This is a genomic window from Pseudoalteromonas sp. J2K-J599 (assembly GCF_059295115.2).
Genome location: NZ_CM200272.1, coordinates 256,907 through 280,494, shown reverse-complemented (window position 1 = coordinate 280,494; position 23,588 = coordinate 256,907). Strand labels below are relative to the sequence as shown.

General features: G+C 38.0%; 24 protein-coding genes. 5 read left to right on the top strand and 19 right to left on the bottom strand.

The window, feature by feature from the left end; genetic code table 11:
- Positions 1-536 precede the first annotated feature (536 nt).
- Genes AC5NT5_RS18065 through AC5NT5_RS18050 form a run of 4 tightly spaced genes read left to right on the top strand, consistent with a single transcriptional unit; the run spans position 537 to position 3,667 of the window.
- Positions 537-2,039: a curlin gene (locus AC5NT5_RS18065; RefSeq protein WP_182674977.1), complete on the top strand. Its 1,503-nt coding sequence runs from the start codon at positions 537-539 to the stop codon at positions 2,037-2,039.
- 41 nt (positions 2,040-2,080) lie between these two features.
- Positions 2,081-2,479: a curli production assembly/transport protein CsgE gene (locus AC5NT5_RS18060; RefSeq protein WP_024595596.1), complete on the top strand. Its 399-nt coding sequence runs from the start codon at positions 2,081-2,083 to the stop codon at positions 2,477-2,479.
- A complete protein-coding gene (locus AC5NT5_RS18055; protein ID WP_024595597.1) occupies positions 2,469-2,894 on the top strand; it encodes a curli assembly protein CsgF in 426 nt (141 codons plus the stop codon). The genes AC5NT5_RS18060 and AC5NT5_RS18055 overlap by 11 nt, the downstream gene beginning before the upstream one ends.
- Positions 2,894-3,667, top strand: coding sequence for a CsgG/HfaB family protein (locus AC5NT5_RS18050; protein ID WP_182197166.1), 774 nt, complete (start codon positions 2,894-2,896; stop codon positions 3,665-3,667). Before AC5NT5_RS18055 ends, AC5NT5_RS18050 begins: the two co-directional genes overlap by 1 nt.
- An 81-nt stretch (positions 3,668-3,748) precedes the next feature.
- Here AC5NT5_RS18050 and AC5NT5_RS18045 read toward each other — a convergent pair whose 3' ends face one another.
- From AC5NT5_RS18045 to AC5NT5_RS18020, 6 genes are all read right to left on the bottom strand, one after another.
- Positions 3,749-4,438 carry a response regulator transcription factor gene (locus tag AC5NT5_RS18045; RefSeq protein ID WP_494513693.1) on the bottom strand — a complete coding sequence of 230 codons (690 nt, stop codon included), beginning with the start codon at positions 4,436-4,438 and terminating at the stop codon, positions 3,749-3,751.
- 247 nt (positions 4,439-4,685) lie between these two features.
- On the bottom strand, positions 4,686-5,207 hold the full coding sequence (locus AC5NT5_RS18040) for a hypothetical protein (RefSeq protein ID WP_039486600.1): 522 nt from the start codon (positions 5,205-5,207) through the stop codon (positions 4,686-4,688).
- Positions 5,208-5,263: 56 nt separating this feature from the next.
- Positions 5,264-6,802, bottom strand: coding sequence for an EAL domain-containing protein (locus AC5NT5_RS18035; RefSeq protein WP_494513692.1), 1,539 nt, complete (start codon positions 6,800-6,802; stop codon positions 5,264-5,266).
- Between the two features lie 78 nt (positions 6,803-6,880).
- Positions 6,881-7,516: an SGNH/GDSL hydrolase family protein gene (locus tag AC5NT5_RS18030; RefSeq protein WP_494513829.1), complete on the bottom strand. Its 636-nt coding sequence runs from the start codon at positions 7,514-7,516 to the stop codon at positions 6,881-6,883.
- A gap of 8 nt (positions 7,517-7,524) precedes the next feature.
- On the bottom strand, positions 7,525-8,037 hold the full coding sequence (locus tag AC5NT5_RS18025; protein ID WP_494513691.1) for a DsrE family protein: 513 nt from the start codon (positions 8,035-8,037) through the stop codon (positions 7,525-7,527).
- Between the two features lie 65 nt (positions 8,038-8,102).
- Positions 8,103-8,576, bottom strand: coding sequence for a flavodoxin family protein (locus AC5NT5_RS18020; RefSeq protein WP_494513690.1), 474 nt, complete (start codon positions 8,574-8,576; stop codon positions 8,103-8,105).
- A gap of 77 nt (positions 8,577-8,653) precedes the next feature.
- Here AC5NT5_RS18020 and soxR point away from each other — a divergent pair, with 77 nt between their 5' ends.
- A complete protein-coding gene (gene soxR / locus AC5NT5_RS18015; RefSeq protein WP_494513689.1) occupies positions 8,654-9,115 on the top strand; it encodes a redox-sensitive transcriptional activator SoxR in 462 nt (153 codons plus the stop codon).
- A 14-nt stretch (positions 9,116-9,129) separates the two neighbouring features.
- Here the strand turns inward: soxR and AC5NT5_RS18010 are convergent, their stop codons facing one another.
- The 13 genes from AC5NT5_RS18010 to AC5NT5_RS17950 all read right to left on the bottom strand — a co-directional run bounded on the left by AC5NT5_RS18010 (position 9,130) and on the right by AC5NT5_RS17950 (position 23,538).
- Positions 9,130-10,296, bottom strand: a complete 1,167-nt coding sequence (locus AC5NT5_RS18010; protein WP_076924320.1) for a lipase family protein — start codon at positions 10,294-10,296, stop codon at positions 9,130-9,132.
- A 23-nt stretch (positions 10,297-10,319) separates the two neighbouring features.
- A complete protein-coding gene (locus AC5NT5_RS18005; protein ID WP_253188801.1) occupies positions 10,320-10,751 on the bottom strand; it encodes a DUF6795 domain-containing protein in 432 nt (143 codons plus the stop codon).
- Positions 10,752-10,988: 237 nt separating this feature from the next.
- Complete coding sequence (locus AC5NT5_RS18000) at positions 10,989-11,768, bottom strand: hypothetical protein (RefSeq protein ID WP_494513688.1); 780 nt, start codon at positions 11,766-11,768, stop codon at positions 10,989-10,991.
- Positions 11,769-11,850: 82 nt separating this feature from the next.
- Positions 11,851-12,117: a hypothetical protein gene (locus AC5NT5_RS17995; protein WP_494513687.1), complete on the bottom strand. Its 267-nt coding sequence runs from the start codon at positions 12,115-12,117 to the stop codon at positions 11,851-11,853.
- Between the two features lie 77 nt (positions 12,118-12,194).
- Positions 12,195-12,674: a hypothetical protein gene (locus AC5NT5_RS17990; RefSeq protein WP_024598513.1), complete on the bottom strand. Its 480-nt coding sequence runs from the start codon at positions 12,672-12,674 to the stop codon at positions 12,195-12,197.
- Positions 12,674-13,585, bottom strand: a complete 912-nt coding sequence (ssp4, locus tag AC5NT5_RS17985) for an Ssp4 family T6SS effector (RefSeq protein ID WP_494513686.1) — start codon at positions 13,583-13,585, stop codon at positions 12,674-12,676. The genes AC5NT5_RS17990 and ssp4 overlap by 1 nt, the downstream gene beginning before the upstream one ends.
- A 135-nt stretch (positions 13,586-13,720) precedes the next feature.
- Positions 13,721-14,206, bottom strand: coding sequence for a hypothetical protein (locus AC5NT5_RS17980; protein WP_055020040.1), 486 nt, complete (start codon positions 14,204-14,206; stop codon positions 13,721-13,723).
- 11 nt (positions 14,207-14,217) lie between these two features.
- Positions 14,218-19,092 carry an RHS repeat-associated core domain-containing protein gene (locus tag AC5NT5_RS17975; RefSeq protein ID WP_494513685.1) on the bottom strand — a complete coding sequence of 1,625 codons (4,875 nt, stop codon included), beginning with the start codon at positions 19,090-19,092 and terminating at the stop codon, positions 14,218-14,220.
- Positions 19,092-19,943 carry a hypothetical protein gene (locus AC5NT5_RS17970; RefSeq protein WP_182674943.1) on the bottom strand — a complete coding sequence of 284 codons (852 nt, stop codon included), beginning with the start codon at positions 19,941-19,943 and terminating at the stop codon, positions 19,092-19,094. Before AC5NT5_RS17970 ends, AC5NT5_RS17975 begins: the two co-directional genes overlap by 1 nt.
- Positions 19,940-20,968 (bottom strand): hypothetical protein, encoded by a 1,029-nt coding sequence (locus tag AC5NT5_RS17965; protein WP_494513684.1) that lies wholly within the window; start codon positions 20,966-20,968, stop codon positions 19,940-19,942. The genes AC5NT5_RS17970 and AC5NT5_RS17965 overlap by 4 nt, the downstream gene beginning before the upstream one ends.
- 2 nt (positions 20,969-20,970) lie before the next feature.
- A complete protein-coding gene (locus AC5NT5_RS17960) occupies positions 20,971-21,261 on the bottom strand; it encodes a PAAR domain-containing contractile injection system baseplate protein (RefSeq protein WP_024595244.1) in 291 nt (96 codons plus the stop codon).
- A gap of 35 nt (positions 21,262-21,296) precedes the next feature.
- On the bottom strand, positions 21,297-21,653 hold the full coding sequence (locus tag AC5NT5_RS17955) for a hypothetical protein (protein ID WP_182671935.1): 357 nt from the start codon (positions 21,651-21,653) through the stop codon (positions 21,297-21,299).
- A gap of 7 nt (positions 21,654-21,660) precedes the next feature.
- Positions 21,661-23,538 (bottom strand): type VI secretion system Vgr family protein, encoded by a 1,878-nt coding sequence (locus AC5NT5_RS17950; protein ID WP_076924330.1) that lies wholly within the window; start codon positions 23,536-23,538, stop codon positions 21,661-21,663.
- Between the last annotated feature and the right edge of the window lie 50 nt (positions 23,539-23,588).

The following is a 23,588-nucleotide window of genomic DNA, read 5'->3' as shown; positions in this document are numbered from 1 at the left end:
TCTTTCACTATTTCGAGTACAAGGGATCACATGGCATACCCTAAGGAAACAACCAAACTAATCATTTAACAAGTTAAAAAATAAAAACGTTGTTAAAACCAACAATTTTGACCAGTTAAAGTATAAAAAAAACACTAAAGACAGACCTTTTAATGAAATTCACGCAAAGCCATTTACCTAATAAAGGGTCGGAGATTTTTACTGCTTTTAGATTGAATTAATAAAAAACCTCAACAACCGCACCATAACCCACTGAAAAATAAAAATTAAAAAATTGGTAAAAAATGATGATTTCAGAAAATACATTTGAGGAATACAGTAATTGGGTACTTAATAATTAACAGTTATTAAACGTAAGTTAAAAATAATGACAAAGCGTTTAGTGATAATTATTAACTACATCGAAAAATTTTACTTTAAGAGCTTTTCAAGCGGATCACAAAACATTATATCGGCACGGCATGCTGACACAGCAAATACCTTATAAAACCTATAAAATTTAAGGTGTTTGGTTTTAATATTTCAAGGAGAAAATAATGAAGTTGAACAAATCACTTTTAAGCTGCGCAGTTGCAATTGCAATGGGTACTAGCTTTGCTTCTTATGCAGATACTAACAACAAATCAGCATCAAGCTCAGAACTTGCTACCAACGTTTCTGTAGCAAGTGTTGAAAACTCAATGACTCTTATCCAAACTTTTAATGAAAATACTGCACTACTTACACAAGATGGTGATAGCAACACCATGCTTGTAACAACAACCGGTAATAATAACGAAACTGAAGTTGTGCAGAGTCAATTTGGTAATTATGCTGAAGTAACCACCACAGGTGACAACAACCTGCAAGTATACAGCCAAGATGGCGTTGCTAATGGTTTTATCTCTGAAGTGACTGGTAATAATAATATGTTATTTGTTTCACAATTTGGCCAAGGCTTTTTTGTAAATAATGAAGCGATTAATATTGTAACTGGTGATGATAATATCATTGATGTTGAACAAGGCACTGGTGGTCACTGGTTTTACAACATGAATATGCAAGGTAACGCAAATGAAATTACCTCACTGCAAACCGGTGAATGGCATGAAGCAGAAATTACGATGCTTACAGGCGACGAAAATACTCTTGATTTAGTTCAAGACGGTTATTGGAGTACCTTTAAAGTAAGTAGTTTACAAGGCAATGACAACGAGCTTGAAGTTGAACAAGTAGGTGATCGTAATGCTGTAGCATTTAGTGCAATTTCTGGTGATGCAAATGAAATTGAAATTGAGCAAGATGGCTTAACTAATGCGGTAACGTTTGCAACTGTAATTGGGGACGACAACCAAATAGATTTAGATCAAGAAGGTTCACTTAACACAATTGAATCAAACTTATTTGAAGGTTCTAATAATGAGGTTTCAGCAACACAAGTTGGCGCTGAAAACTTAATGACAGCCGATTTAATTGGTGACAACAACGAACTAACTTCAATGCAAAACGGTGATTTAAACGAAGCCTACATGGGTGTAATTGGTTCAGACAATGAATTTACATCAGCCCAAATAGGTGATTTAAACTCGATTCACTTAGCTAACTTTAACGGCTCTGGCAATGATGTTGATTTAGTACAAGCTGGCGATGAAAATGCCGTACTTGTTCAATCTTCATACCCAGATGTAACGCTTACATCTAACGATAATGACATCGATATTGCTCAAGACGGCTCTCAAAATGAAGCAATTGTTACCCTTGCTGGCATTTTAGATAGTAATAATAACCAAATTGATATTGCACAAAGTGGCACGTTAAACCTTATTGATATGATGGTTGAAGGCAATAACCACAGCATTGATATTTCACAAACAGGTGAAGGTAACTGGGTTACTGGCGTTGAACAATCAGCATTTTTAGTTGGTGGTGAAAACGTATCGTTTAGTGTTACTCAAATTGGTAACGACAATATTGTTGAAGGCTCAGTAATTGGCTTTGACAGCACTGTATCTGTTACCCAAATTGGTGATGGAAACGCAGCAACAATTACTCAAATGTAATTGTTGAGGTGGGGAGAGCGACCCTCTCCCCTTTTTAAATTATGAAAAAAAATATTAACTTTAATCGTTACCTACTCACACTTTTCCTATGTTTTTCTGGGGCAACTCATGCTGCGGATGAACTAGAAATAGATGGCTTATTACTTGATAGAAGTATTAGCCGCTTTGGTCATCAATTTTATTATGAATTTTCAAACTACTGGCGAGATCTCCCTTCAACAGCTGGTTTTAATATTGAAATAAAAGAAACCGTAATACCAAAAGCGGGTACACAACTTTCTTTAATAATGAATAACCAACTTGTTTACGCGACTTATTTAGGTCGCAGATTAGAACCCCTCGATGAACGTGTTGAGCAAGCTGTTTATACAGTAATAGATGCAATGGCTCGCTCAAACATGGCTGCATCAACACCAGATATGGCTAAAGATGGATGGTAAAATGAAAAAAATAGCCCTTATAATAATAACAATATTAAGCTTTTCAGCTTCCGCGACTGAAATAATTTACACCCCAATAAATCCAAGCTTTGGTGGTAATCCACTCAATGCAAATATGCTGCTGAGCAAAGCACAGGCTCAAAATAAGCACAAGGCTCCGGTAATCGAAAAAGGTTACGCTGAACAATTTCAAGACTCTTTAGAGCGCACATACTTAAACCGCATGGTAAGAGAAATTACCGATATGGCTTTTGGTGAGGATATTGAAGATAGTATTTTTAATCAGGACTCAATTTTTATGAGTGGTGATTATCAAATTGAAGTTATAACCAGCACAACCGATTCTATTACAGTAAAAATAACAAACATATTAGATGACTCTGTTGTGATCATTGAAGTACCGAGGTTTGGATAATGTATAAACTACTAATAACAATAACATTACTGGGTTTGAGCGGCTGTACAAGTTTAGGTAAGCTTATTCCACCATCACAGCAAAAAGCAATTAGCCTAGAACCAACTGAATTATTTGCAGATTTAAAAAATTTACCAAAACCTGTTGGCAGCATTCCGGTATCGGTCTACTCATTTAGAGACCAAACAGGTCAATATAAACCACAAACTAACGTTAGTTCGTTTTCGACTGCCGTTACTCAAGGTGCTAACTCAATACTCGTACAAGCACTGCATGAATCTGATTGGTTTACACCTGTTGAGCGTGAAGGTTTACAAAACATTTTAACTGAGCGAAAAATCATTCGTGCAGGCCAAACTGATAACCCTAACCAGGCTGAGTTACCTCCACTTACCACAGCTAAAATCATTTTAGAGGGCGGTATTATAAGCTATGACACCAATGTGAAAACGGGTGGGTTAGGTATGGAATACTTTGGTATAGGCGCATCTGAGCTTTACCGTGAAGATGCTATTTCAATTTATCTACGCGCTGTGGATGTTCGTACAGGTCAAGTGTTGCTTAGTGTGGCCACCAGCAAAAAAGTATTAAGTCAAGAGATGCGTGCAGGCTTTTTTAGATACGTAAGCTACAAACGTCTAGCTGAAGCTGAAGCCGGCTTTAGTGACAACGAACCTATGAGTATTTGTGTAACTCAGGCAATAGAAAAAGCACTGACAGACCTTATAACAAAAGGCATTGATAAAGGCTTATGGGCTAAAAAAGTGAGCTAATTACTCAGGCCGTCATCACAAATAAAAAAGGCTACTAACAGTAGCCTTTTTTATGGGAGAAATTGAGATTATATATGCTATTTATTTAGCCATTGGTAATAAAACAGAAACGTAACGCTGAGCCCAATTCGCAAGCTCTACCCTGTTACGTGAGTTAGTTTTTTTAAACGCACTGTACAAATGTGTTTTTACAGTGTGGTCGCTAATATTGAGCTTATCAGCAATTGTATTGTTACTCGCACCTTGTGCAATTAAATGAATAACGGACTTTTCTCGCTTTGTTAAATGATCGTAATCGTCTTGCTTTAATTCAATGTCGTCATGTAGGTTATTAAATGATGATGCCACGGCTAAAATGTCGTTAAAAGCTTTTGAAATTACTTTACGCGTAAACCAAAGCTCGCCAGTATCAACACGAACTAACCCTTTAAAAATATCTTCTGGCGCATCAGATTTATAAAAAACACCATTAAAATGGTTAAGCAATAAGTTTTGCTCGCACACATCTTCTTTATCAACATTAAAGATAACAACACTATGGTGTTTAGCTAAACAAATAAGGTCTGCGGGAATGAGATCTTGCCATTTGCTTTTAGCACCATCTATTAAAAACAAATCATAATTTGCACGCTGCTCAGCTTTAGGAATAACATCGTCCATTTTAATATCACCATACAAGGCCTGTAGTGTTCTTAAAATAGCTGTGTAGTTGTGTGAATGAAAAGATGATTGAAATGTAGTTTTTACGAATACTGAGTTTTTATGGGGCATAAATTTCGTCCTTGAAACATTTACACTACATTACCTAAATCAAATACAACTTACAATGAGATTTTGGTATTAAAATAAAGTTATCGTTTCTCATCCTTAAACAGATAAAAACCTATTAAATCAATACATAACCTACATTACTTTTGTTTTAACAGTTTTTTGTAAGATAAATAACAGATCGGATTAGTAGCTTAGTAATTATTAAAACCTTAAATATACATTATCGTAAACTAAGCTTTAGGGGTAATTATTCTATCGTCTCTTTTAATTTATTAAGTGCATCAACCGAAAAACCTCGATCATAAAAATATAAAATTTCGCCGCTGCTATTTATAAGTACAACACGTGAGTTATTTGGGCTTTGATTACCTGTAAACTTTTGAACAGTCTCGCCATCTTTATAAATAGTGATTACCCCACCCCATAATTCTTTAGGGATGCCTTTGCGCATACCGCTGTCTATAAATGTGCTAAACATACGTGGTGCCATGCCGGCAATGGTTGGTAGTTCGTAGGTAGGGAGCGTTACGCCCGCCATATCTAAACCAATTAACCAACGGTCTATATCAAACTGGCTGTCTTGCTTGTACCCAATGAGCAGTAGTGTTTTATCTGCTTTAAAATCACTAGGTATAGTCACCATACTTTGCTCTAAGCTTTCGCCACTAATGCTTGGGAACTGCTTACCTGTTAATTGCTGGTTTGGGTACTGTGTTGTACATGCGCTAAGTAGTAAAAGTGCAAAAGCACTTAATGTTAATTTGATCATAATAAACCTAATATTTATAAATTTCATACCGATACGTTTAGTATGGCAGCTGAGATCTAAAAATGCTGACTAGTTATATAATTTTTAAATTTAGACGCAGTCATGGGCTTACCGTACTTCCAGCCTTGTCCGTAATGCACACCCGCTGTTTTTAAAATGGCTTCTTGCTCAGTGGTTTCAATTCCTTCTGCTACACAGGTATAATTAAACTTATGCACAAGTTCCATAATATTCGGGATCATAGAGGCTTTTAAGCCCTCAGTTGTTATATCTTGAACAAACGTACGATCAATTTTAAGTTGATGAAAGCTCAAATTTTGTAAGTTTCTTAAATTTGAATAACCCGTACCAAAGTCATCTAATGATAAGTTAAACCCAGACTCAACCAAGGTTCTAAAATGAGCATGCGCGATGCTTGTATCAAGGTATTCGTCTTCAGTTATCTCTAGACAAATAATAAAGCGTGAATTGGTAAGCTCTGTAATTTGTGGTAACAACGAGACATTACCCAGCTCTACATCACACGGAAATATATTAAGCGACACTTTAAAGCCTTCAGGCAATACCTCTATAGAGGTTAGTTCTTTGATTGTAGTGGCAATCATGGCCTCAGTAAAAATCCAGGTTAAATTGTTTTTTCTAATAACCGGAATAAACTCATCTGGAAATAAAACACCGTACTTATCTTCAAAACGTGCAAGTACCTCGCAACCAATCAGCTTGCCACTTTGCAAACAAATAATAGGCTGGTAAGTCCAATAAAATGATCCCTTTTTGAGTCCTTTACGAATACGCTGATTAATAGAGCGACGTGCAGCAATTCTTGCATCAACTATTAACGCACTCGATATTCCCGCTAAACAGGTTAAAATTAACGAAATTATTAGTAATAAGTGGTTATTAGAAAAAAACAGACTCCAAGGTAAGTGCACTACCACACAATATTGACTATTTGTAGAACTGCAAACTAAATTAGTTTCGTAAGGAAAGAAAACATTGTTTTTTACTTGAAGGTAGAGATCCTCTTTACCTGCTAAATGATGCAAAGTATTTGGTGTTTTATAAACAACTTCCCAATCTGGCACAGTAATGCCAATGTTGGTAAAGGGAGTACTCTGCATAATTAAATTATAGTCCCCTTGTCTGACTATAATTACCTCCATAGGGCGCTCACTAAATAATAATAGATAAAGCTCTGGCTCAAAACGAACCCTCACCTGTTCATCATCTCGAATAAAGTCAGGCTGTTTGTCGTTAATTGGTTTACTTAATAAGCCTGCACCCGTAGTACAAACTAGCTGATTATCTTTAAAAAAACCTATATCAATTACATATTTTGCGTCAAATAAAGCGCGGCGCATCTCAAGAAGAGTTGTGTTGTCACACTGTTTAAACGCAAGCTTATTTAATGGGGTAAGTATTCGACGCCTCTCTGCAATTGCACCTTCTACATGAGTGAGAATATACTCAGCATCTGACTTTGTTTGTGCTGTTAATTGCTGCGCTGCAAAATTGAGTAAAATAATACAGCCAGTTATAAAAACTAACACTCCGGTTAGAACGGCTATAATAGATTTTTGTTGGTACTTTTTCATAGCATCTCGAAGTTGTTAATTTATATCACTACTTTATTAGATGATTGCATAAGTCGCATTAAATTCACACAGATAGATTTAACAATTATTGAGTGAGTTTTGAACCAATTGCGCTATTTTAAAGCCTATTGACAAATGTTGGATATCATCAAAATGAATCCCATCACCATCTGTTATGTTAATAAACGAGTTAAGATCAATAAAAGCGCACTTATTATTAGCTGCAACGCTTTTAAATGCACTAGAGAGCTCTGTTGCTTTTGTATCAGCCTCTTCATAAATACGTGAATACTGCTCGGTAATTCTTATTTTAGGTGGGCTAGCAATAATAATTATAGGGGATTTTAAAGTACTACCTTGCTGATAATAAAAGTGTATTGAGTTAATTAAATCATTCAAGCCATCTGCTATTAAACTAGGTGTTAAATTAAAACGTTTTTTAAGATCGTTTGTACCAAGAGCTATAATAATAAGGTCGAGATCATGCTTATCCAAATAAGGTTTTAAATAGCTAACACCATTGAGCACACCGTCAAACGGGGGATTATGCACTAAAGTGCGATTAGGTTGCCCTGCCTCTATTACGTTAAAGCCACACCCTAAGTGTTTATTTAAAAGTGATGTCCAACGGGTATTTTCATCAAAACGTTTACCCGTTACAGGGTTTAAGCCCCATGTGTTTGAATCCCCAAAGCAGAGAATGTTTTTTATTATTTGAGTCATTAAAATGGATTGAGCGTATAGCCTTGTTGTTGAAGTTGTGCGTGAGCGGTCATAGCTGAAAGCGACATCTTTACACCCTCAATTAAAAGCGCTGGCGTTACTTTAAAGTGAGTAGCAGATTGCCCGCAAACATACACTTTAGTGTTGTTTGCTAGTAGCTGCTCAATTAACGCTCGATTTTTATTGTCAGCGTTAAAGCGTTTTTTATATTCGCTATTAGCTAACACATCAACACTTGCGCTGCCGTGCACAACTAATGCAAGTTGTATGTTTTCAGGCTTTACGCCATGCGCCACATGCATGTTAATAAAACGCGCTAGCGAATTTATTGAATTATTTTGCGAGCCTTTTTCAGCGCCATCTGCAACATCAAATGCTATTTTAAATACCGTAGCGTCATTAATTTCATCATGCTCGGGGACATTGTAATAATTACCATACCCCTTAATTGGTTGCTCTGTAGCATATATTAAAGGGCTAAAAAGCAGCACTAACAATAGTAAATATTTCATAAAACAGTCCTGTGTTTTTTAAGATTATTACTAAACTACCAGAGACAACCAAAAAAGGCTGCAATTTAAGCAACTTTTTGGGTACTTTTATGGCTGTGGTTAATAAACTGCATACCTAAATAACTAAACGTACTTTTAAACTGCTCTACAAAACAGGCGGGGGCTTCACTTGATGACGCATTAGAAAGCACTGAAAAATGCTTACTACGTAAACTACGAAGCTTAGGTTTTAATACTTCATCGTCCATATAATCGGTTATTCTATCGATAAATAATTTCATTTGTACCGTGGTGCTGTACCAATATACAGGAGACGCGAACACCCAATGTTCATATTTTAAAAGTGCTTCAAACACAGCGTAAAAATCATCATTTTTATAGCTTTTGTTATAGCAGTACGGCGCAATTTTATAATCATCTAAGCATATTACACGCACATTATTTTGCTCTGCAAATCCATTAACGTGCGCCTGTGTATTACCATTTTTGCGTGCGCTTGAATAAATAATAACAGTGCTACGCTCAAGTTTTTGTTGCATTTAGTTAGCTCCTTTTTTAATGTTGCAAGAAGCTTAAAACCTCAAGTTATATTGAGGTCAATCGGAAATTAAAAATAATGCCAATAGATCAAAAAAAACTAACTGAGGCCAACCTAACCGTGGGTTATGTAGCAAAGCGTAGCGGCGTAAAAGTATCAACCCTACATTTTTACGAAACAAAAGGACTAATACGTAGCTGGCGAAATGGCGGCAATCAACGCCGCTATAAAAAAGATGTACTGCGCCGTATAGCGGTAATAAAAGCCGCACAAGCAATGGGAATAACCCTTGATGAAATTAAACTCACTCTGGCCACATTACCTGATCAGCGCACACCCACGCAAAAAGACTGGGCAGCCCTTTCAAAGCAATGGCAAGCACAGCTGGACGAGCGAATAGCGTATATGCAGCGTTTGCGCGATCGCGTTGATGGATGTATTGGCTGTGGGTGCTTATCTATGAGTAAATGCCCTATTTATAACAAAAATGACCACTTAGGCGAAAACCAAAGTGGTGCTATTTTGTTAGAGCGAGATTGAGGGCTAGATTAAAGTTAATCTAAGCCACTTAGCCCCTCTCTCGCCGCTCGGTATAGAGCGCCTAGGGTTGAATCGAATACCGATTTTATAAAGCTATATGTAAGCTCCACCGCTTTACTAATTACTTTGCCTGCAAACACTAACATATGCCCTAATAAACCTAAGGTTTGTGTTGCAAACGAGGCTGACGCTTTAGCTATTTTATCTAAAGTACGCGCCAACATATCGTAAAAAGTGAGCCCAGTACCAATAGCAGCTTGGGCAGCAACTGCACTGTAATAGCCGGCATCTTTTAAAAGTGTGACTAACGCAGCCCCTAGTTTATCAGCCCAGTGGGAAGTAAAAGAGGCTTGATTTCTATCTTCAAACTTCAAACGTACAGGGGTACTCAAAAAATGATTAGCTTGAATGGTTAAGTTGTTCCAATTATTACTATTGGCTGTGTTTATATAGCCAGGCGTACCATTGAGAGTATGGGCAGCACCTTTTAAACCTTGCCCATTATCTAAGCGTATTTCTTGACCGCTATAAGGTGCATGCGAGAACGGCCACAAAGGTACCTTAGCAACTGGGTCTGCACCATGAGTACAGCGATAAATTTTATCAATTCTTGATGTCGCAGCCCGAGAGAAGTTTTCAAGCCCAACGCGCGGTGAGCCAAACGTATATAGCTTTACAGGTATTGAATATTCAGCTCTAATCCAATCGGCAGAAAGCGTCGCTAATGCACCACCTAAGCTGTGGCCAACTAAATGAATACAATCAGTTACTTTATCTTTGATATTAGCTTCAACAAACTCCTGTAACGCGGGCTTCATACTGTAAAAGGTCTTATTAAACCCAGCATGCACCATACTGCCATTTGAGCCTCCACTTAAACCAAAATGGCCATCAGTTAAGCCATCTCTTAGCGAGTTAGTACCTCGAATTGTTATAACTGAATCCCCCTGATAATCGCCAAGCCCATGCCCTACTAAAGCAAAACCCGTACTTAAATTAAATAAATGGGAGAAAAAACCTCCCGTTACACCTTGTACTGCGCCAGGGTTAACTGAAAAGTTAAAATTGTCGCGCAAAGATGCATGAAGTGAACGATGAAGTAGGTTAGTGGTTTTAATGCTTTTTGCTTTATAAGCAAGGTTAGCTAACTGTACCGCTTGGGTTGGCGTCAAAGTATTCATATAAGTTCCCTTTAAATTAATAGTTAAAGTTTACATGATGTGTAAATCGCAAAAGCGTGGCTGGTATCTTCTTTAATTGGAATATCGTATGTTTGCGGCTCTTTAGAAATATCACACTTCAAGTGTGCAAGAAGCTCTTTAAGTGTGTCACTTTTTTCATGAATTGAAACAAGCGTGTACCATAAAACAATTCCTTCTGGCGTGCCGTTTTCTAAATAAATATGTTGAACCAACGAGTCGTTATCAAACATATTAGAGGGCTTACCTGTCTTTATTGTTTTTTCTGTAAAAGTAAAATAACCGTGTTCGTCTGTTGTGGTTTCGTCAACGTATTCATCGCCATAGGTGAGTGAGCGCATTACTTTAGTGTTTGCAACTGGCTGCCCATTATCTAATAACTGCCCCTTTACTGGAGCCGATAAATAAAATTCTTGTTTATTAAAAAAGCCAAACATATCCGCACAAGCCTGTGATGTAGTAAAAAAAACAACGGCAATAGAGACTATTACCAACACAAAAATTTTTAAACGCGATAAAAACAAAGCAAACACTCTCCCAAGACCTAGCTATAAGCTACTTAATGTTTATGGCCAATTAATTTCACCAACCATATTTATATTAAAAAAAGTAGGGGAACATACTAATTAGGTACAATTATACTGCATGTTTTTTAATCAAAAAACAATCCTAATTTAATTATAAAATAGCGTATATATTAATTTACCAATACTACTAAACGCGATACCGCCCACAAGCAAAAAACCATATATAAAACTAATAGCACCAGCTGAAGGATCGCTCCTTTTATCAATTTCTATACATGCCGTGCACATAACAAAAAATATAAAAAAGTTTGCGATAACGCCTAAAATAAAAGCATGCCCAAATAACGGTGATACACCTGCCAAAACTGCGCCCAATATTAAGAGCGAGCCTGAAAATGAATGTTTATTAAACCGGCTCTCAATTATTTTTATAACTAATGTTGCTAACATAAAGAGTAAAAAGTATAGCGTTGGCCAAAACTGATAATATAAATAGCCCCAGTTTAAAAGCTCACCTGTAGTTGATGAATAAGTTTGTTCACCTATGACAGGCGCTGAAACATTCGCGGCATTTTCACTAAAAAGATACGCTACCCCACCAATAATTAATTTTATAATCCAAAAAAATAAAAAGCTGGCAATAGTAAACCCGATAGCGTCATCTCTTGTTAATCGTTTTTTAGCTTTGCTTTTTACAATAATGGCAAGCATTAAACCTAGTAGGCATACACTTCCTAAATAAAGTAACGCCTGCCAAAAGTTATCAGAATAAAATACAGCTAACCCTGGTGCTATAAAAAGATACATAGCATCTTCGTTATCTAATGAACGGCTTGGAGTACTCCGATCTGACTCTTTAAAAAGAGCTAAATATACAAATAAAGGCTGTAAAAACAGCATTAGAATACTCGTGGTGATAAGGCTCATAGATCATCCTTGATGAGAAAAAATTAATGCAGCACTAGTGCTGCATTAATATTAAAAATTGAGTGTGTAATTATGATGGGGGTTATAGGTTTATTTTTTGAAAATACGTTTTAAGTTTTAAAAGCCCCGACTCAAGTTCAAATTTTTGTATTTTAGGATTTTTGAATTTAAACCCATTAGAAATATGAGTATTAATCATCGTCGCCATACCCTCAAACCCAGCTGGCGCAGTGGCAACTAAATCGCTCAACAAAGGGTTTATAAGCACTTGATGCTCTTCCATTAAAGTTGGGTCTTCATATATATCGTAAACAAGGTTAGTTAGTGTTTGTTGGTTTTGTTGTTCCATATCATTTCTATAGCGCCTTAGCTTAGGCGTTTATAGCTCCCTAGAGTTCTAAATTGAATAAAGGTAAATAAAATTTATTACTTTTTGTTCCTTCGGTTACCTTTTGCCATTTCTTTTTCGACAGCAGCACGAGCGTCTTTTATATCTTTAAAAAAATCATACTGATATTTAATAAGACCTTGGTATTTTTCTCCTTTAATTAAATAAAAAGAGAGCAACATAAAGGCTATATTGATAGCTGTTGCAATATAATACCCATTACCTTCTAAAATTATAAAAGTTGGTAAGCAAATCACAGCTAAAAATAAAGCATAGAATTTTAATATATTTGCGCAAAAAAAAGAGCCTTGGCTTACTTTAAAGTTTATAAGGCAAAATGCTATCCCAGCAGAAAATAAAATACCTAACAGCCACTCAGGATCTGTATCAAAGTATTGCGTTAACACAGTCATTCCGGAGTATACAGTACCCAAAAGTAAGAGCACTGTTACTAATAGAAACCTACGTAAAAGCTTCCATGGTGGAAATAATAGAAATACCTCATCGTTTTTAGACACTACTTACTCAACTCCTCATATATTCCAATTGCAAGTGAATTCACCGTTCCAGATAACGCACTTCCCCCAAAACTAAAAGATGCGCCAATAGTATCCTTAAGCTGTAATCTCAATGCTTGGGTAATTTGAACACCGCTATAGCGCTTAGGGAATTGTCCGCTTCTGATCATCTTCTTCAATACTTGGTTAGAAACGCCAGGGTGATTCAACCTAATTATATCTTGGGTTAAGCGTTTTCTTTCACTACTAGAAAGACCCTTTAGAAGAGCCTCGGTAGTTTTATTGGTATTTGCTTTTAGTAGTTTAACTGCTTTTAAAGTTGCAGCACCGGCAGCGGCAGCTCCAGCCAATGAAACTACATCAAGCGCCATAGTTACATTCTGATACCATTCCTTAGAGTCATATAAGTCATTTAATTCAGGGTTTACGCTTTCGTTATAGGTTCTGACGCCACCGTTAATGCATTGAAGTGAACTCGCCGTACTGGCAGCCACTGCTAAATATGTAACGGCAGAACTTGTTCCGCCAGAAATTGGGATCGCCGCAGCACTACCAAAAACGACTATCCAGCCTAACACAGCCGCACTACAACTTAAAACTGTACCGGCAACCTCTCCAACTAAACGTGATTCCCGTGCACTACTCTGACTATTTTTCAAATGACCTGCAAACTCTTGCTGATTCATATTTTTTGGTTGTTCGCGAAGTACTATTTTCGGACGAGTTAAAGATGAGCCACTATAAGCTCTCAACTCTACAACCGTAAAGCTTGAGTCAATATACATAACCCCAGCGCCAGTCAACCCCGGAAGTTTGTCAATATCTTTAAATAGCCTTGCTTGATTTATTTCATGACTAAGTCGAACTTTTAATTGTCTTTCTTTGTGGCGTTGGTATTCATTCCCAAACATTAAATAATTCCTTTTAATTTGTAAATTAAGTGGGCTTTAATCGATTTGCCCTGTAACGTCAAATATTAAGTTTAGTTATTCTTGTTATTACCCTAAGTACATCATCAATACTATTTTGATTTCGTCAGTACAAAACTATAAGCTTATGATTTTTTTTAACTCATCTAATAATCCACCTTCAATTAACATAATATCGGTTACAAAAAAGTCTTGAAATTTTTTATCTCTTTTCCTATTTGGCCTCGAAAAGTTAGTAAAACGAAAACCCTTTTGTCCTTTAGCTCCCATATTCATTTCTCTATATAAAGCTAAGGTTTCACCATCAACATCTTCTTTATAACTATACTGTCCTTTAGGTAACCCCCCCTGAGCTGCGCTTAACCAGAATTTCTTTTCGATACAATCAATTAACCACTTAATAGATTCCTTGCGAATTTCTAATTGATAAACATAATAGTTTGGGATGTCGGGATTACCGAATTTGGCCGGGGTTAATCCTAAAAAAATTGTATTTTTGCTATCTAAAACTATAAATAACTTCTCATCATCAAACCCAATATGGTCAGCTGAAAAAAAAATAGAGTAATGAGACTCAAGATTAAAAGGGTTAAGTAAATTCATAAATTTCCTTATTAGTTAACTGGGAGCGGAGTTGCTGGAATTATTGCAACAGCATCTCCTAATTGGTTTATTGTCATAGGGTCACGCTCAAAGGTAAACGTTTCAACTACACCATATTTAGTATTTACGTGCTTCCCCCAAGGTGATTCAAGATCAACTTCAGTAAGACCATTCCCGCTAAATAGCTCATTAGCACCTAATTGATTCATGGTTCGAAATCGAGCTATCAACAAATCAGAATCTTCAGAAGAGTTAGACTCCACATATTCAGTAAAACTTTTTTCGTTATAAATATCTCCGCCAGCTTCCTTATATTCAATTATACTTTTTTTGAAGTACACACTAAACTCTGGGTTCATTATTTGATTCATAATATCAGGGTTATCTATCCCTCGATCTTCAAAATCAGATAGTAATTCTCGTTTCCCAAAACTTATTACATTTTCATATGTTGGGATAAATGTTTCCCTTTCAGCAGCTTCAGGCATATTTTCCATATCTATAATTGCTAATGAAAATTTCTGCTCAGTTTTGTAATCATTGATTCCAAATAATGCAGCTATCAAATGAGGATCACTATCTGCGGCCTCCATTTGTTCAAATGTTGTAGACCAATATGGTGCTCGGCCTGTATCCGGTCTAGGGAAGCCTAGCTTTCCATCTACTGATTCACCTGAATCTCCAAAAATTAGGCGAACGTAAAAACGATTTTTAATTTCCTTCTCATTAGCCATATTCCGGAGTTGTTCTTGAGTAAATTTTGGCTCATAACCATTATTTAATAGGTCAGCTCTTGCTTTTTCTAATCGGCGTATTGCTTCGTTTAAACTATTGGGCTCTGTATATTCTGCTACAAAAACATTTTCATTCTTTGTATTAGATAATAAACTTCGAACATTTTGAGTGCTGCTATCTAATGCGTTCTTTATTTCTTTTGGAGTTAATTGCCCATCATAAGCAGCTTGTAATAACTGTTCCGAGAGCTCACGACTAATTACTCCCGATTGAGTGCTATTATTTAACGCCTCTTTCAGTGAGGTTTCACCCTCCTTACACATCAACCCAAACGGGTCCACCCAATTCACCGGGTTCGGCGCATATTGATAGTGGTTTATGCCACCTACTAACCCTATCGGGTCTTGGTTTATAAAGCGTTGTTGTTTGGGACTATAATAACGATAACGGTTGTAATGTAAGCCGCTCTCTTCATCTAAATATTGCCCTTGAAAACGGATTGGCTGGGTGAAGGTGTTTTCTTTATTCGTGTCAGGCTCGGCTTCTGGCTCTTCATAACCATACACATCGGCTTGGTTTTCCCATATTACTTCTGCTTTGTTATTGGTTACAAAGCGTGGGGTGTTAAGCTGGTCTAGGTGGTAGTAGTACACCTCACCTTGTTTAATTAGTGCGACTGGGTGAAATTGATTTGGCAGGTTAATATACCAAGTATATTCACCGTGCTGGCATTCACCGATTAACTGGTCGTTATCCCAAATGTAGTCAATTTTACCGTGCTCGGTGTGCTTGGCGATACGACGCCCGAGTGGGTCGTAGTCGTATTTCGTGAGCGTACCGCTGTTATTAAAGCAACTTAGCTGGTTAAACGCGTTGTATTCACGACGGGTTTTAATGCCTTTGCCGGTTTCGCGTATTTGGTTACCAAACTCATCGTAGTAAAAGTCGCTGTCGCCAAAGTGTGTTAGGCGGTCGGCGTCGGTGGCACTGTTTATTGTGGTGTTGTTAGTGCCTTCATTATTAATTACTGAGTCTATTTTGCTACTATTTTTACTACTACTTTCACTATTATTTGGTACTAACTCTTTGTATTCGCTATGCGTGGCGCGTGTTAAATCAATAGAAGAGCTGGCTGTATGCTCATTACTGGCTGCATCATGTTTTGTACCCTGCTCGCAGTTAGCAATCTCGCTAGTTTCTGTATCGCTTGTGTTTGATTTTACTGTTTGGCTTTGCGGGTTACCAAAGCTATCCCACTGGTAATGTGTAGTTGTGTCAGCACGTGGGCTTGCTAAAGTTTGTTGTACTAATTGCCCTAGGCTGTTGTATTCAAAATTGATATTTTGGCTGCTTACGCCTTCGTTTTTACGGGCAATGAGCTGGTTTACGCTGTCGTAATTGTACGTACAGGTATCAAATAATGTTTGCGCTGGGTGTGTAAGCTTTTGCTGCGTTAAACGGTTAAATACATCAAACTGTTGAGTAAGGGTAATGCTGTTACCAAACTGTTGGGTTTTAATATTACCTTGGCTGTCGTAGCCTAGTGTTACAAGCGGCTCAGCGAGCTCACCCTCTTTGCTATTGGCTTGCTGTAAGTAAATAGCACTTAGCTGGCCAAACTGGTTGTAGCTGTATTTAAGCGTGGTTGAGTCTGGCAGGGTAAGGGTTTGCCTTCTGCCGTATTCGTCGTAACTGTATTTTAAGGTATGCGCTTGTTGCTGGTTATTTACTTGCTCGGCACACAGTAGCCGCCCGCCTTTATCAAAGTGTTGTTTAAGTGTTGATTGCGCGTTATGCGCACGCGTAATTTTACCTTGCAGGTTATAGCTGTAGTAATTGGCGTTATTAACGATATGTGAGTCGCTTGCAAGGCTTGCATGCTGCGCAGTTACGCGGCCTAAGCTGTCGCGCTCTATTTTTACATGGCGTTTATTACTTTGCGTTACTGAGGCTAAGCGATTACAGGCATCATATTTATACTGCTGTAGCGTGCCATCAAACCCGGTTATTTGTGTTGGGTTTTCGTTAGCGTCGTAACTTATGCGGTATACGTGGCCGTCGCTTCGCTCGATGGCTGTTAAGTTTCGCTCTTTGTCGTATGTTAAATGCAGTGCGCTGCCATCAGGCTGAATAACACAATGCGGTTGGCTTAGCCCTTCAAAGTGTTGCTCTGTGGTATCGCCTTTGCTGTTTTGCGAGCTAACTAATCGCCCAGCTTCGTCGTAGCTAAAATTTTGATGCTGTTTATTTTCAGGCTCTTTTTCATCAAAGGCAATTGTTTGCGTAAGCTGGCCGTGCTCATTGTATTTATATTGAGTGAGTAACCCTGCGTTATTAAGTGTGGCATTTACTCGGCCTAGGCTGTCGTAACTGTAACGTATTAATTCATCGTTATAATGCTTTGCTAATAGCTCGCCCTGCTCGTTCCAAATAAACTTGGTGATTTGGCCGTTTTTATTTATATGCTGAGTTAACTGGCCGAGCTTATCGTAGCTGTATAACGTGGTACGGCCATCGCCAAAGGTTTCGCTTTGTAATAAGCCAGCCACACTGTATTTACGCGTAATGGTTTGGCCATCAGGTAAGGTAGTTAGTACACGTTGCCCAAGTTGGTTGTATGCAAAATGGGTTTGGTTACCATCTGGCTGCGTTATTGTTTCTAATTGGCCGAAAGGTGTGTAGCTATAGCGCGTTGTGCTGCTATCGGGCTTTATTTCACTGAGCTTTTGCCCTTGCGCATTGTATGTATATTGCCAAACATTGCCGTTAGGGTCGGTATGTTTTACCAATTTACCTTGCGCGTTATGTACAAAGTGCTCTTTATGACCGCGTGAGTCTATACAGGTTGTCTCTCCAGCCTCTAAGTTATATTCAAACTGGTAGGTATAGGTGTTGTTATCGCCCCATTGTTTTATACATTTAGCACTGGGTGAGTAGCTATCCCACTCAAAATGATGGCTAAAGCCACTGGCTCGGGTACGCTTTGTTAATAAATTAGCGGCGTTGTAGGCGTAGCGCTCAGTTTCGTTTTGCTGATTAGTTGACTGAACAAGGTTTTTGTTTTCATCGTACTCGTAGCTTGCAAGCAATGGTGAAAGTAATTGCTGTTTGTTATTTTTATCGGTGCAGTACGCTGCTATTTTGCTTAATAAACCTTGCGCGTTGTAGCTAATAATACAGCCACGTACTTTGTTTACTTCTATACGGTGTAGGCGCTCTTTCGCATCGTAATAAAACGCGATGCTTTGGCCTTTTTCGTTAATTATTTTTTCAAGCAACCACGCGCTTTCGCCTGGTTTAAACGTAAGGTGTTGGTCATCTGGCGTTACAAGTACTTGCTTACCATTTGTTTGGTAATGCAGTGCAAGGTTACTACTTAACTGATAGCTCGATTGGCCAGGCTTTACCTTTTCAAATTTATGTTTAGCGCCGTGCTCGTCTTGGTACTCTAACCAGTAAGTGCCTTTTTGTTTAGGACCCACTTTTGGCGGCGGCAAATAATGCTCTGTAAGGCTTGCCATAAAGTCATGGCGCCAACCATTACCCATTGTTGTACACACATCAGCATGAGATGAGCGATACAAACGTCGCCACACTAATTGCCGACTCCCTGCTAGGGTAAAGTCGATGAGCGGGAGAATTTCTTCGCCCGAAAGCATTGATACCGGATCTGAACGGCACTCTTGATTTGTAATGGGCTCTTCGCTTGCGGTGTTATTACTTGCACCGCCAGTGTTTTTAGCGGGTGCTTGCGATGCGCTTTTCCCTGATGCTGTTGAGCTTGATTTTTTGCTCGACTTTTTGCCAGCTGCTCCACTATTGGTGTTATCACTAACTTGAATAGATGACTTTGCTTTTTGGTGATAACACGTTACAGCGCCAGCTATTAAAGCTTGGTTAAGTGCACTTGCGGTTTCGCGGGCAGAGGCGCTGCGTGGGCAGCTAACGCCTGCGCTATTTAATAAGTTAATTACGTCGAGGCGTTTGGCAGCATCGCCAGTTAGCGCACCACCAATTTCAGCTATTTGCTGTTTAGCACTTTGTGCCGTGTTTGCTACTGCAGGTGCATAGCCAGAAGGCGTTTGGCCTTTACCAGCAACGAGGCAAATGGGGTAACTTGTTCCTTGTAAAACAACTGTATTACTTTGCATTAGTTGTGTACTTCCTCACTTATCCATAAGTATGATGCTGCGGCCTGGTATTTTGATTGTTCTTGAGAAATCACTAACGCGTGTTTAAAGTGATTTACAATAGCCGGGCTTGAGGTCAATTGATATAAATTGACGAGTCCTTCAAGCGCACCAATTTTACCTAATTTGTAATTAGGTAATTCATAATGTGTATGCTCACTAATTAAATTACTGAGCAATTGTAAATTTGTTAACCACACATCGCTTTCGTGGTTTACGCCATTACCTGGCGCACATATAAAATCTATTTGTTTTTTACTATTAAGCGCAATGTTAGAAAAAATCCCACTTAATTGGTTATGCTTTATAAAATCTACAGATGGAGCCAGTTCGTGGCTTTGTTGCATCCAACCAGTTTTAACCGCTGTAACAGTTGCAAGTGCTCCACCAACACCTTGATAAGTATATTCACCGTTTATATTTGCTTTGTGTGTAGCGTCTACTGCAAGTACGTTAACCTTTTTCCACTGATTTTTTTGCACAAGTTCGATCATTGCATTAGCGCCTGTAGCACCATAAAACAAAATATGACTTACATGCTGTGGAAATAACTGTTTTAAACTATTTGCCAAAAGGTGCTTAAGCTCGCCTTGGTATTCAAGCGCAGGAAGCAACCAAACTAAAGGCGCTTGTAGGTCTTCAACTTTTGCAAATAATTCTTTTGCTTTTAATATGCAATCGTAAATACATGCATTCCACGATTGCCATTCTTTAAACTCATTTGATGCTGACTCTTCGCCGTATAAAAGCTCATCTATGTCTTGTGAAAATGGCGCTAAAAAACACTCCATATTAATATTAAAAGCACTCACAACACGGCCTCCGCAGCTAACTTTTTAGCAGTAGGGTGTTGGTAGTAGTTATATAAGTTAAATACAGCTTGGCTATAGCTATCCATAGCAGACATTTCTATAGCATTTAACTTAGTATTTAGCGCTTTACCTGCTATTAAGCGCGAAGATGAAAGCTCGCCCTCAAACTTTGGCCAGTTAGTGTGTAACTGGCGCTTAAATTCACTACACGATAACTCATCACCTTGCCATGCTTGCAGTTGTGTTTCAAAGCTCACTAATAAATCAAGCTTATCGCCAAGCAAGCGTCTTATTAAAGCAATAATGGTACATGGTTCTTCAACTTTATTTAAAAAAGTATTAGCTAAAGGAATTAATTTTGCAAAGCTACTTTGCAGTAATACCTGCATGGTTTGGTCAACCGTTAAAGTGTTGCTTGCATGGTTGCCAACTACATTTACCTGCTCCCAACTGAGTGATAATAAAAAAAGCGACATTAACGGAGAATTAATAAGCCCGGCATTGCATATGTGTTTAAACGTATTTATTACATCGGTATTTTTGGCTTGGCTACTTATTAATAAATTTTGCTCCAACGCTGGCTGTAAATGCTCAAGTGACTCTTTGTCAGTGGTTAATGCAAAGCACAAAGTTTTTAAGTCAATATAAGCGATTAAATTCAAGCTATGTTGTTGTAATAGAACTTTATAAATAATTAATTTAGTTAGGCTATGTAAGGTAGGCTCGTTCATTAAAGCGTTAATAAACGCTAAGTTAATGTTTTGAGGCAAATTAGCCATTACCTCAACGCATGCTTGTGCAGTGGAATCAATATTGGGGTCACTTTGTAAAAAAGTGATTAATTGCACTAAATCTGGCTGGCTAAATTTTTGTGGGACGTTATTTTTCTTAGCCGTTAACCAACATGCTTCTAATAGCTTTGTTTTAAGTGTTTTTATAAAACCTACGCATGTAAAAGGGCAATATTGTGCTTCACTAATTGCTAGCAGTTGCGCTTTATGATTACTTAGGTATGTAGATAGCAAGGTTAGCCACCTATTAATACTGTAGGGTTGCCAACAACAATTTTACCGCCGTGGGAGCTGTCATCGCCCATTCTAGCTGCAGGCTTACCGTTAATTTTAACCGAGCCAGAACCCGATTTAATACTATCTGGTGGGCCAATACACACCATCATGTCGCCTTTACGCGCAGCCGGCATTCCACCAATTAAGACATTAGTTGAACCAATAACTACAGGGCCGCCTACATGCGGCACTGTGCCGGTTGTTTTAGGACATACATGCATGTGACCAATTGTAGCTGCGGGCTTGCCCATAAAGACTCCTTGTCTGTTTATATTTTTAAATAAAACTAATCAAATAAAGGGATAATTAATAACTTGCTATGCGCCACTAATAGAGATAAACACTCTATTAATTCACTTTGAGAATAATCTGAAAGTGCAACAGGGCTTTGCATAGCATATTGGTATAATCCCGACACAACATCTTCACTATTTAATACTGGGTGTAAATTATTTAAAAACTGACCAGCGTAATAACCATTCATTGCTTTTAGGTGACTTAATGCTGGATTTAGCAATGGATCGTCTGGCCTATTAATTGGCAAACATATTAAATGCGCAAGCCCATAACGGCAATATACAACATATCCGTTATTATTAATGCCGTTTCTAAGTCCTGAATGAAAGCTATTTATTATTTCCATATTTGCACTAATTTAATTTAATCATTCCAGCTGATAAAGTAATAGCACTGCCGTCAACTTTAACATTACTACCTTTAATATTTATATTAGTGCCTTCAATAGTTATATTACCATTACTGCTCATTTTAATTTGTGCAGAGCCTGTTTTAATAACTATTTCATCACCCGCTTCTATATTTAATGTTTTACCTACTTTTAAAGTATCGTTTTCACCCATTTCGGCAATACGATTTTTAGCAACATTAAGGGTGTCGTTGTTAGCAATATCTGTTTTTCTGTCGTTGCCAATTTCGATGTTGTGGTCGTGATCTGTCTTATCGTTTTGATCGTTTTTAACATAGAGCTGCTTGTCTTTTTCTGCTTGAAGATAAACCAGCTCACTGCCTTTTTTATCTTCAAACCTAAGCTCGTTAAAATTATCTGCTCCGCCTTCTTTTGTAGAACGCGTTTTTATGCCACTTTGCGTTTTTTCTGCTGGTAATGCATACGGAGGCATTAAGTCTGCGTTATACACGGCCCCACTTATTATTGGTTGATCTGGGTCGCCATTTATAAAATCCACAAGTACTTCTTGGCCAACGCGAGGGAAGAAAAAAGCCCCCCACTTTTTACCAGCCCAGTTTTGGGCAACGCGGATCCAACACGAACTTTTAGAATCTTTTTTGCCTTCTCTGTCCCAATCAAATTGCACTTTTACACGACCATATTGGTCAATCATAATTTCATCAGCGCTATCGCCAGTTACGATTGCCGTTTGGACCCCGTTTATTACAGGCTTTTTCTTATTTATTTGTGCTCTGTAAGGGATTTCTTTTGGGACACATTCAAAGTGATTTGAATAAACTTCTTCTACCGATGACTGCTGCGAACCTGATTGGTTGGGTACTGTAATTGAAGTCATCATAGAGGTAATAACAAATGTTTTACCTTCAAGACGTGGGTCTTCGTGCTTTTTAAAACTAAATAACTTACCTACAGTAAATGAGCGGCAATCACTGCGCCCACTAGAAAGCTTCATGTCTCTTTGCAGTGACTCTAGCTGCACAGACGCTAGATTAGCAGCGCGCGGGTGGCACTCTTGCTCGCCCGTGTATTCAAAAATTTCAGAGACCGATTGAGTAGGAAGTTCAGCGTTTGCTTGCTCGCCATCTGGGTATCGTGATGGCTGTTTAAAATCGTAACCAACACGTTTAAAACTACCAGGGGCAATGCTTAAGCCACCTTGCCAGCGCGATACGTGTGATTCGCTTAAATGGCCAGTTGAAAATACAACTTTGCCTTCATTACATACTTCGTAAGCCGTAATATCATCAGCTAATACAAGCGTATGGTTACTGTTTGAGTGTTCAAAAAAGTAAAATATACCTTCTTGTTGGAATAAGCGCTGAATAAAATCAAAATCAGATTCTTGATACTGAACACAATATTCATATTTAGGGTAGGTTTTACTGGTTTTATCGCTAAAGGCAACATTGTGTTGGCCAAATAAATCAGCAAATATTTCTTTAATTGTTTTCTTTTGAAAAATGCGGCTATTTTTACGATTGCGCATTGAAGCTGCGAATGGAACTATCGTCGCTTGATAATCTATATAATTTTTTTGCTCGTCAACATCAGCCGTACGGCTGCCATTTGAAACCAAATGACTAACAATGCCGTGGTAGTAACGCTCACCACCGCCATCTGCATTTTTTACTTTAATAGATACAGGTTTACCCACTAAGTCTTCGTGCGCGATCTGCTTTCCAATAGTGTACATATTGGCAGACATAACAAACAAATCAGACATTGCCTCTTGGGCAACAAAACGAGTTAAATAGAGGGCATCTTTACCAACAGGGGTGCTAATTTGAATTACGTTTTTATCTTGTGTTGCTTTTTGCATTCCTTGCTTTTCCCGTCCTAAAGATCAAAAAAAGCTCTGAGCAATGCCCA

Coding starts and splice junctions, on each gene's coding strand:
- AC5NT5_RS18050 (WP_182197166.1), top strand. CDS start 2,894: ATGTATAAACTACTAATAACAATAACATTACTGGGTTTGAGCGGCTGT.
- AC5NT5_RS18060 (WP_024595596.1), top strand. CDS start 2,081: ATGAAAAAAAATATTAACTTTAATCGTTACCTACTCACACTTTTCCTA.
- AC5NT5_RS17955 (WP_182671935.1), bottom strand. CDS start 21,653: ATGGAAATAATAAATAGCTTTCATTCAGGACTTAGAAACGGCATTAAT.
- AC5NT5_RS18055 (WP_024595597.1), top strand. CDS start 2,469: ATGGATGGTAAAATGAAAAAAATAGCCCTTATAATAATAACAATATTA.
- AC5NT5_RS18040 (WP_039486600.1), bottom strand. CDS start 5,207: ATGATCAAATTAACATTAAGTGCTTTTGCACTTTTACTACTTAGCGCA.
- AC5NT5_RS17980 (WP_055020040.1), bottom strand. CDS start 14,206: ATGAATTTACTTAACCCTTTTAATCTTGAGTCTCATTACTCTATTTTT.
- AC5NT5_RS17960 (WP_024595244.1), bottom strand. CDS start 21,261: ATGGGCAAGCCCGCAGCTACAATTGGTCACATGCATGTATGTCCTAAA.
- AC5NT5_RS18020 (WP_494513690.1), bottom strand. CDS start 8,576: ATGCAACAAAAACTTGAGCGTAGCACTGTTATTATTTATTCAAGCGCA.
- AC5NT5_RS18005 (WP_253188801.1), bottom strand. CDS start 10,751: ATGTTTGGCTTTTTTAATAAACAAGAATTTTATTTATCGGCTCCAGTA.
- AC5NT5_RS18065 (WP_182674977.1), top strand. CDS start 537: ATGAAGTTGAACAAATCACTTTTAAGCTGCGCAGTTGCAATTGCAATG.
- AC5NT5_RS18045 (WP_494513693.1), bottom strand. CDS start 4,438: ATGCCCCATAAAAACTCAGTATTCGTAAAAACTACATTTCAATCATCT.
- ssp4 (WP_494513686.1), bottom strand. CDS start 13,585: ATGTTTGGGAATGAATACCAACGCCACAAAGAAAGACAATTAAAAGTT.
- AC5NT5_RS17950 (WP_076924330.1), bottom strand. CDS start 23,538: ATGCAAAAAGCAACACAAGATAAAAACGTAATTCAAATTAGCACCCCT.
- soxR (WP_494513689.1), top strand. CDS start 8,654: ATGCCAATAGATCAAAAAAAACTAACTGAGGCCAACCTAACCGTGGGT.
- AC5NT5_RS17975 (WP_494513685.1), bottom strand. CDS start 19,092: ATGCAAAGTAATACAGTTGTTTTACAAGGAACAAGTTACCCCATTTGC.
- AC5NT5_RS18000 (WP_494513688.1), bottom strand. CDS start 11,768: ATGAGCCTTATCACCACGAGTATTCTAATGCTGTTTTTACAGCCTTTA.
- AC5NT5_RS18035 (WP_494513692.1), bottom strand. CDS start 6,802: ATGAAAAAGTACCAACAAAAATCTATTATAGCCGTTCTAACCGGAGTG.
- AC5NT5_RS18010 (WP_076924320.1), bottom strand. CDS start 10,296: ATGAATACTTTGACGCCAACCCAAGCGGTACAGTTAGCTAACCTTGCT.
- AC5NT5_RS17995 (WP_494513687.1), bottom strand. CDS start 12,117: ATGGAACAACAAAACCAACAAACACTAACTAACCTTGTTTACGATATA.
- AC5NT5_RS18025 (WP_494513691.1), bottom strand. CDS start 8,037: ATGAAATATTTACTATTGTTAGTGCTGCTTTTTAGCCCTTTAATATAT.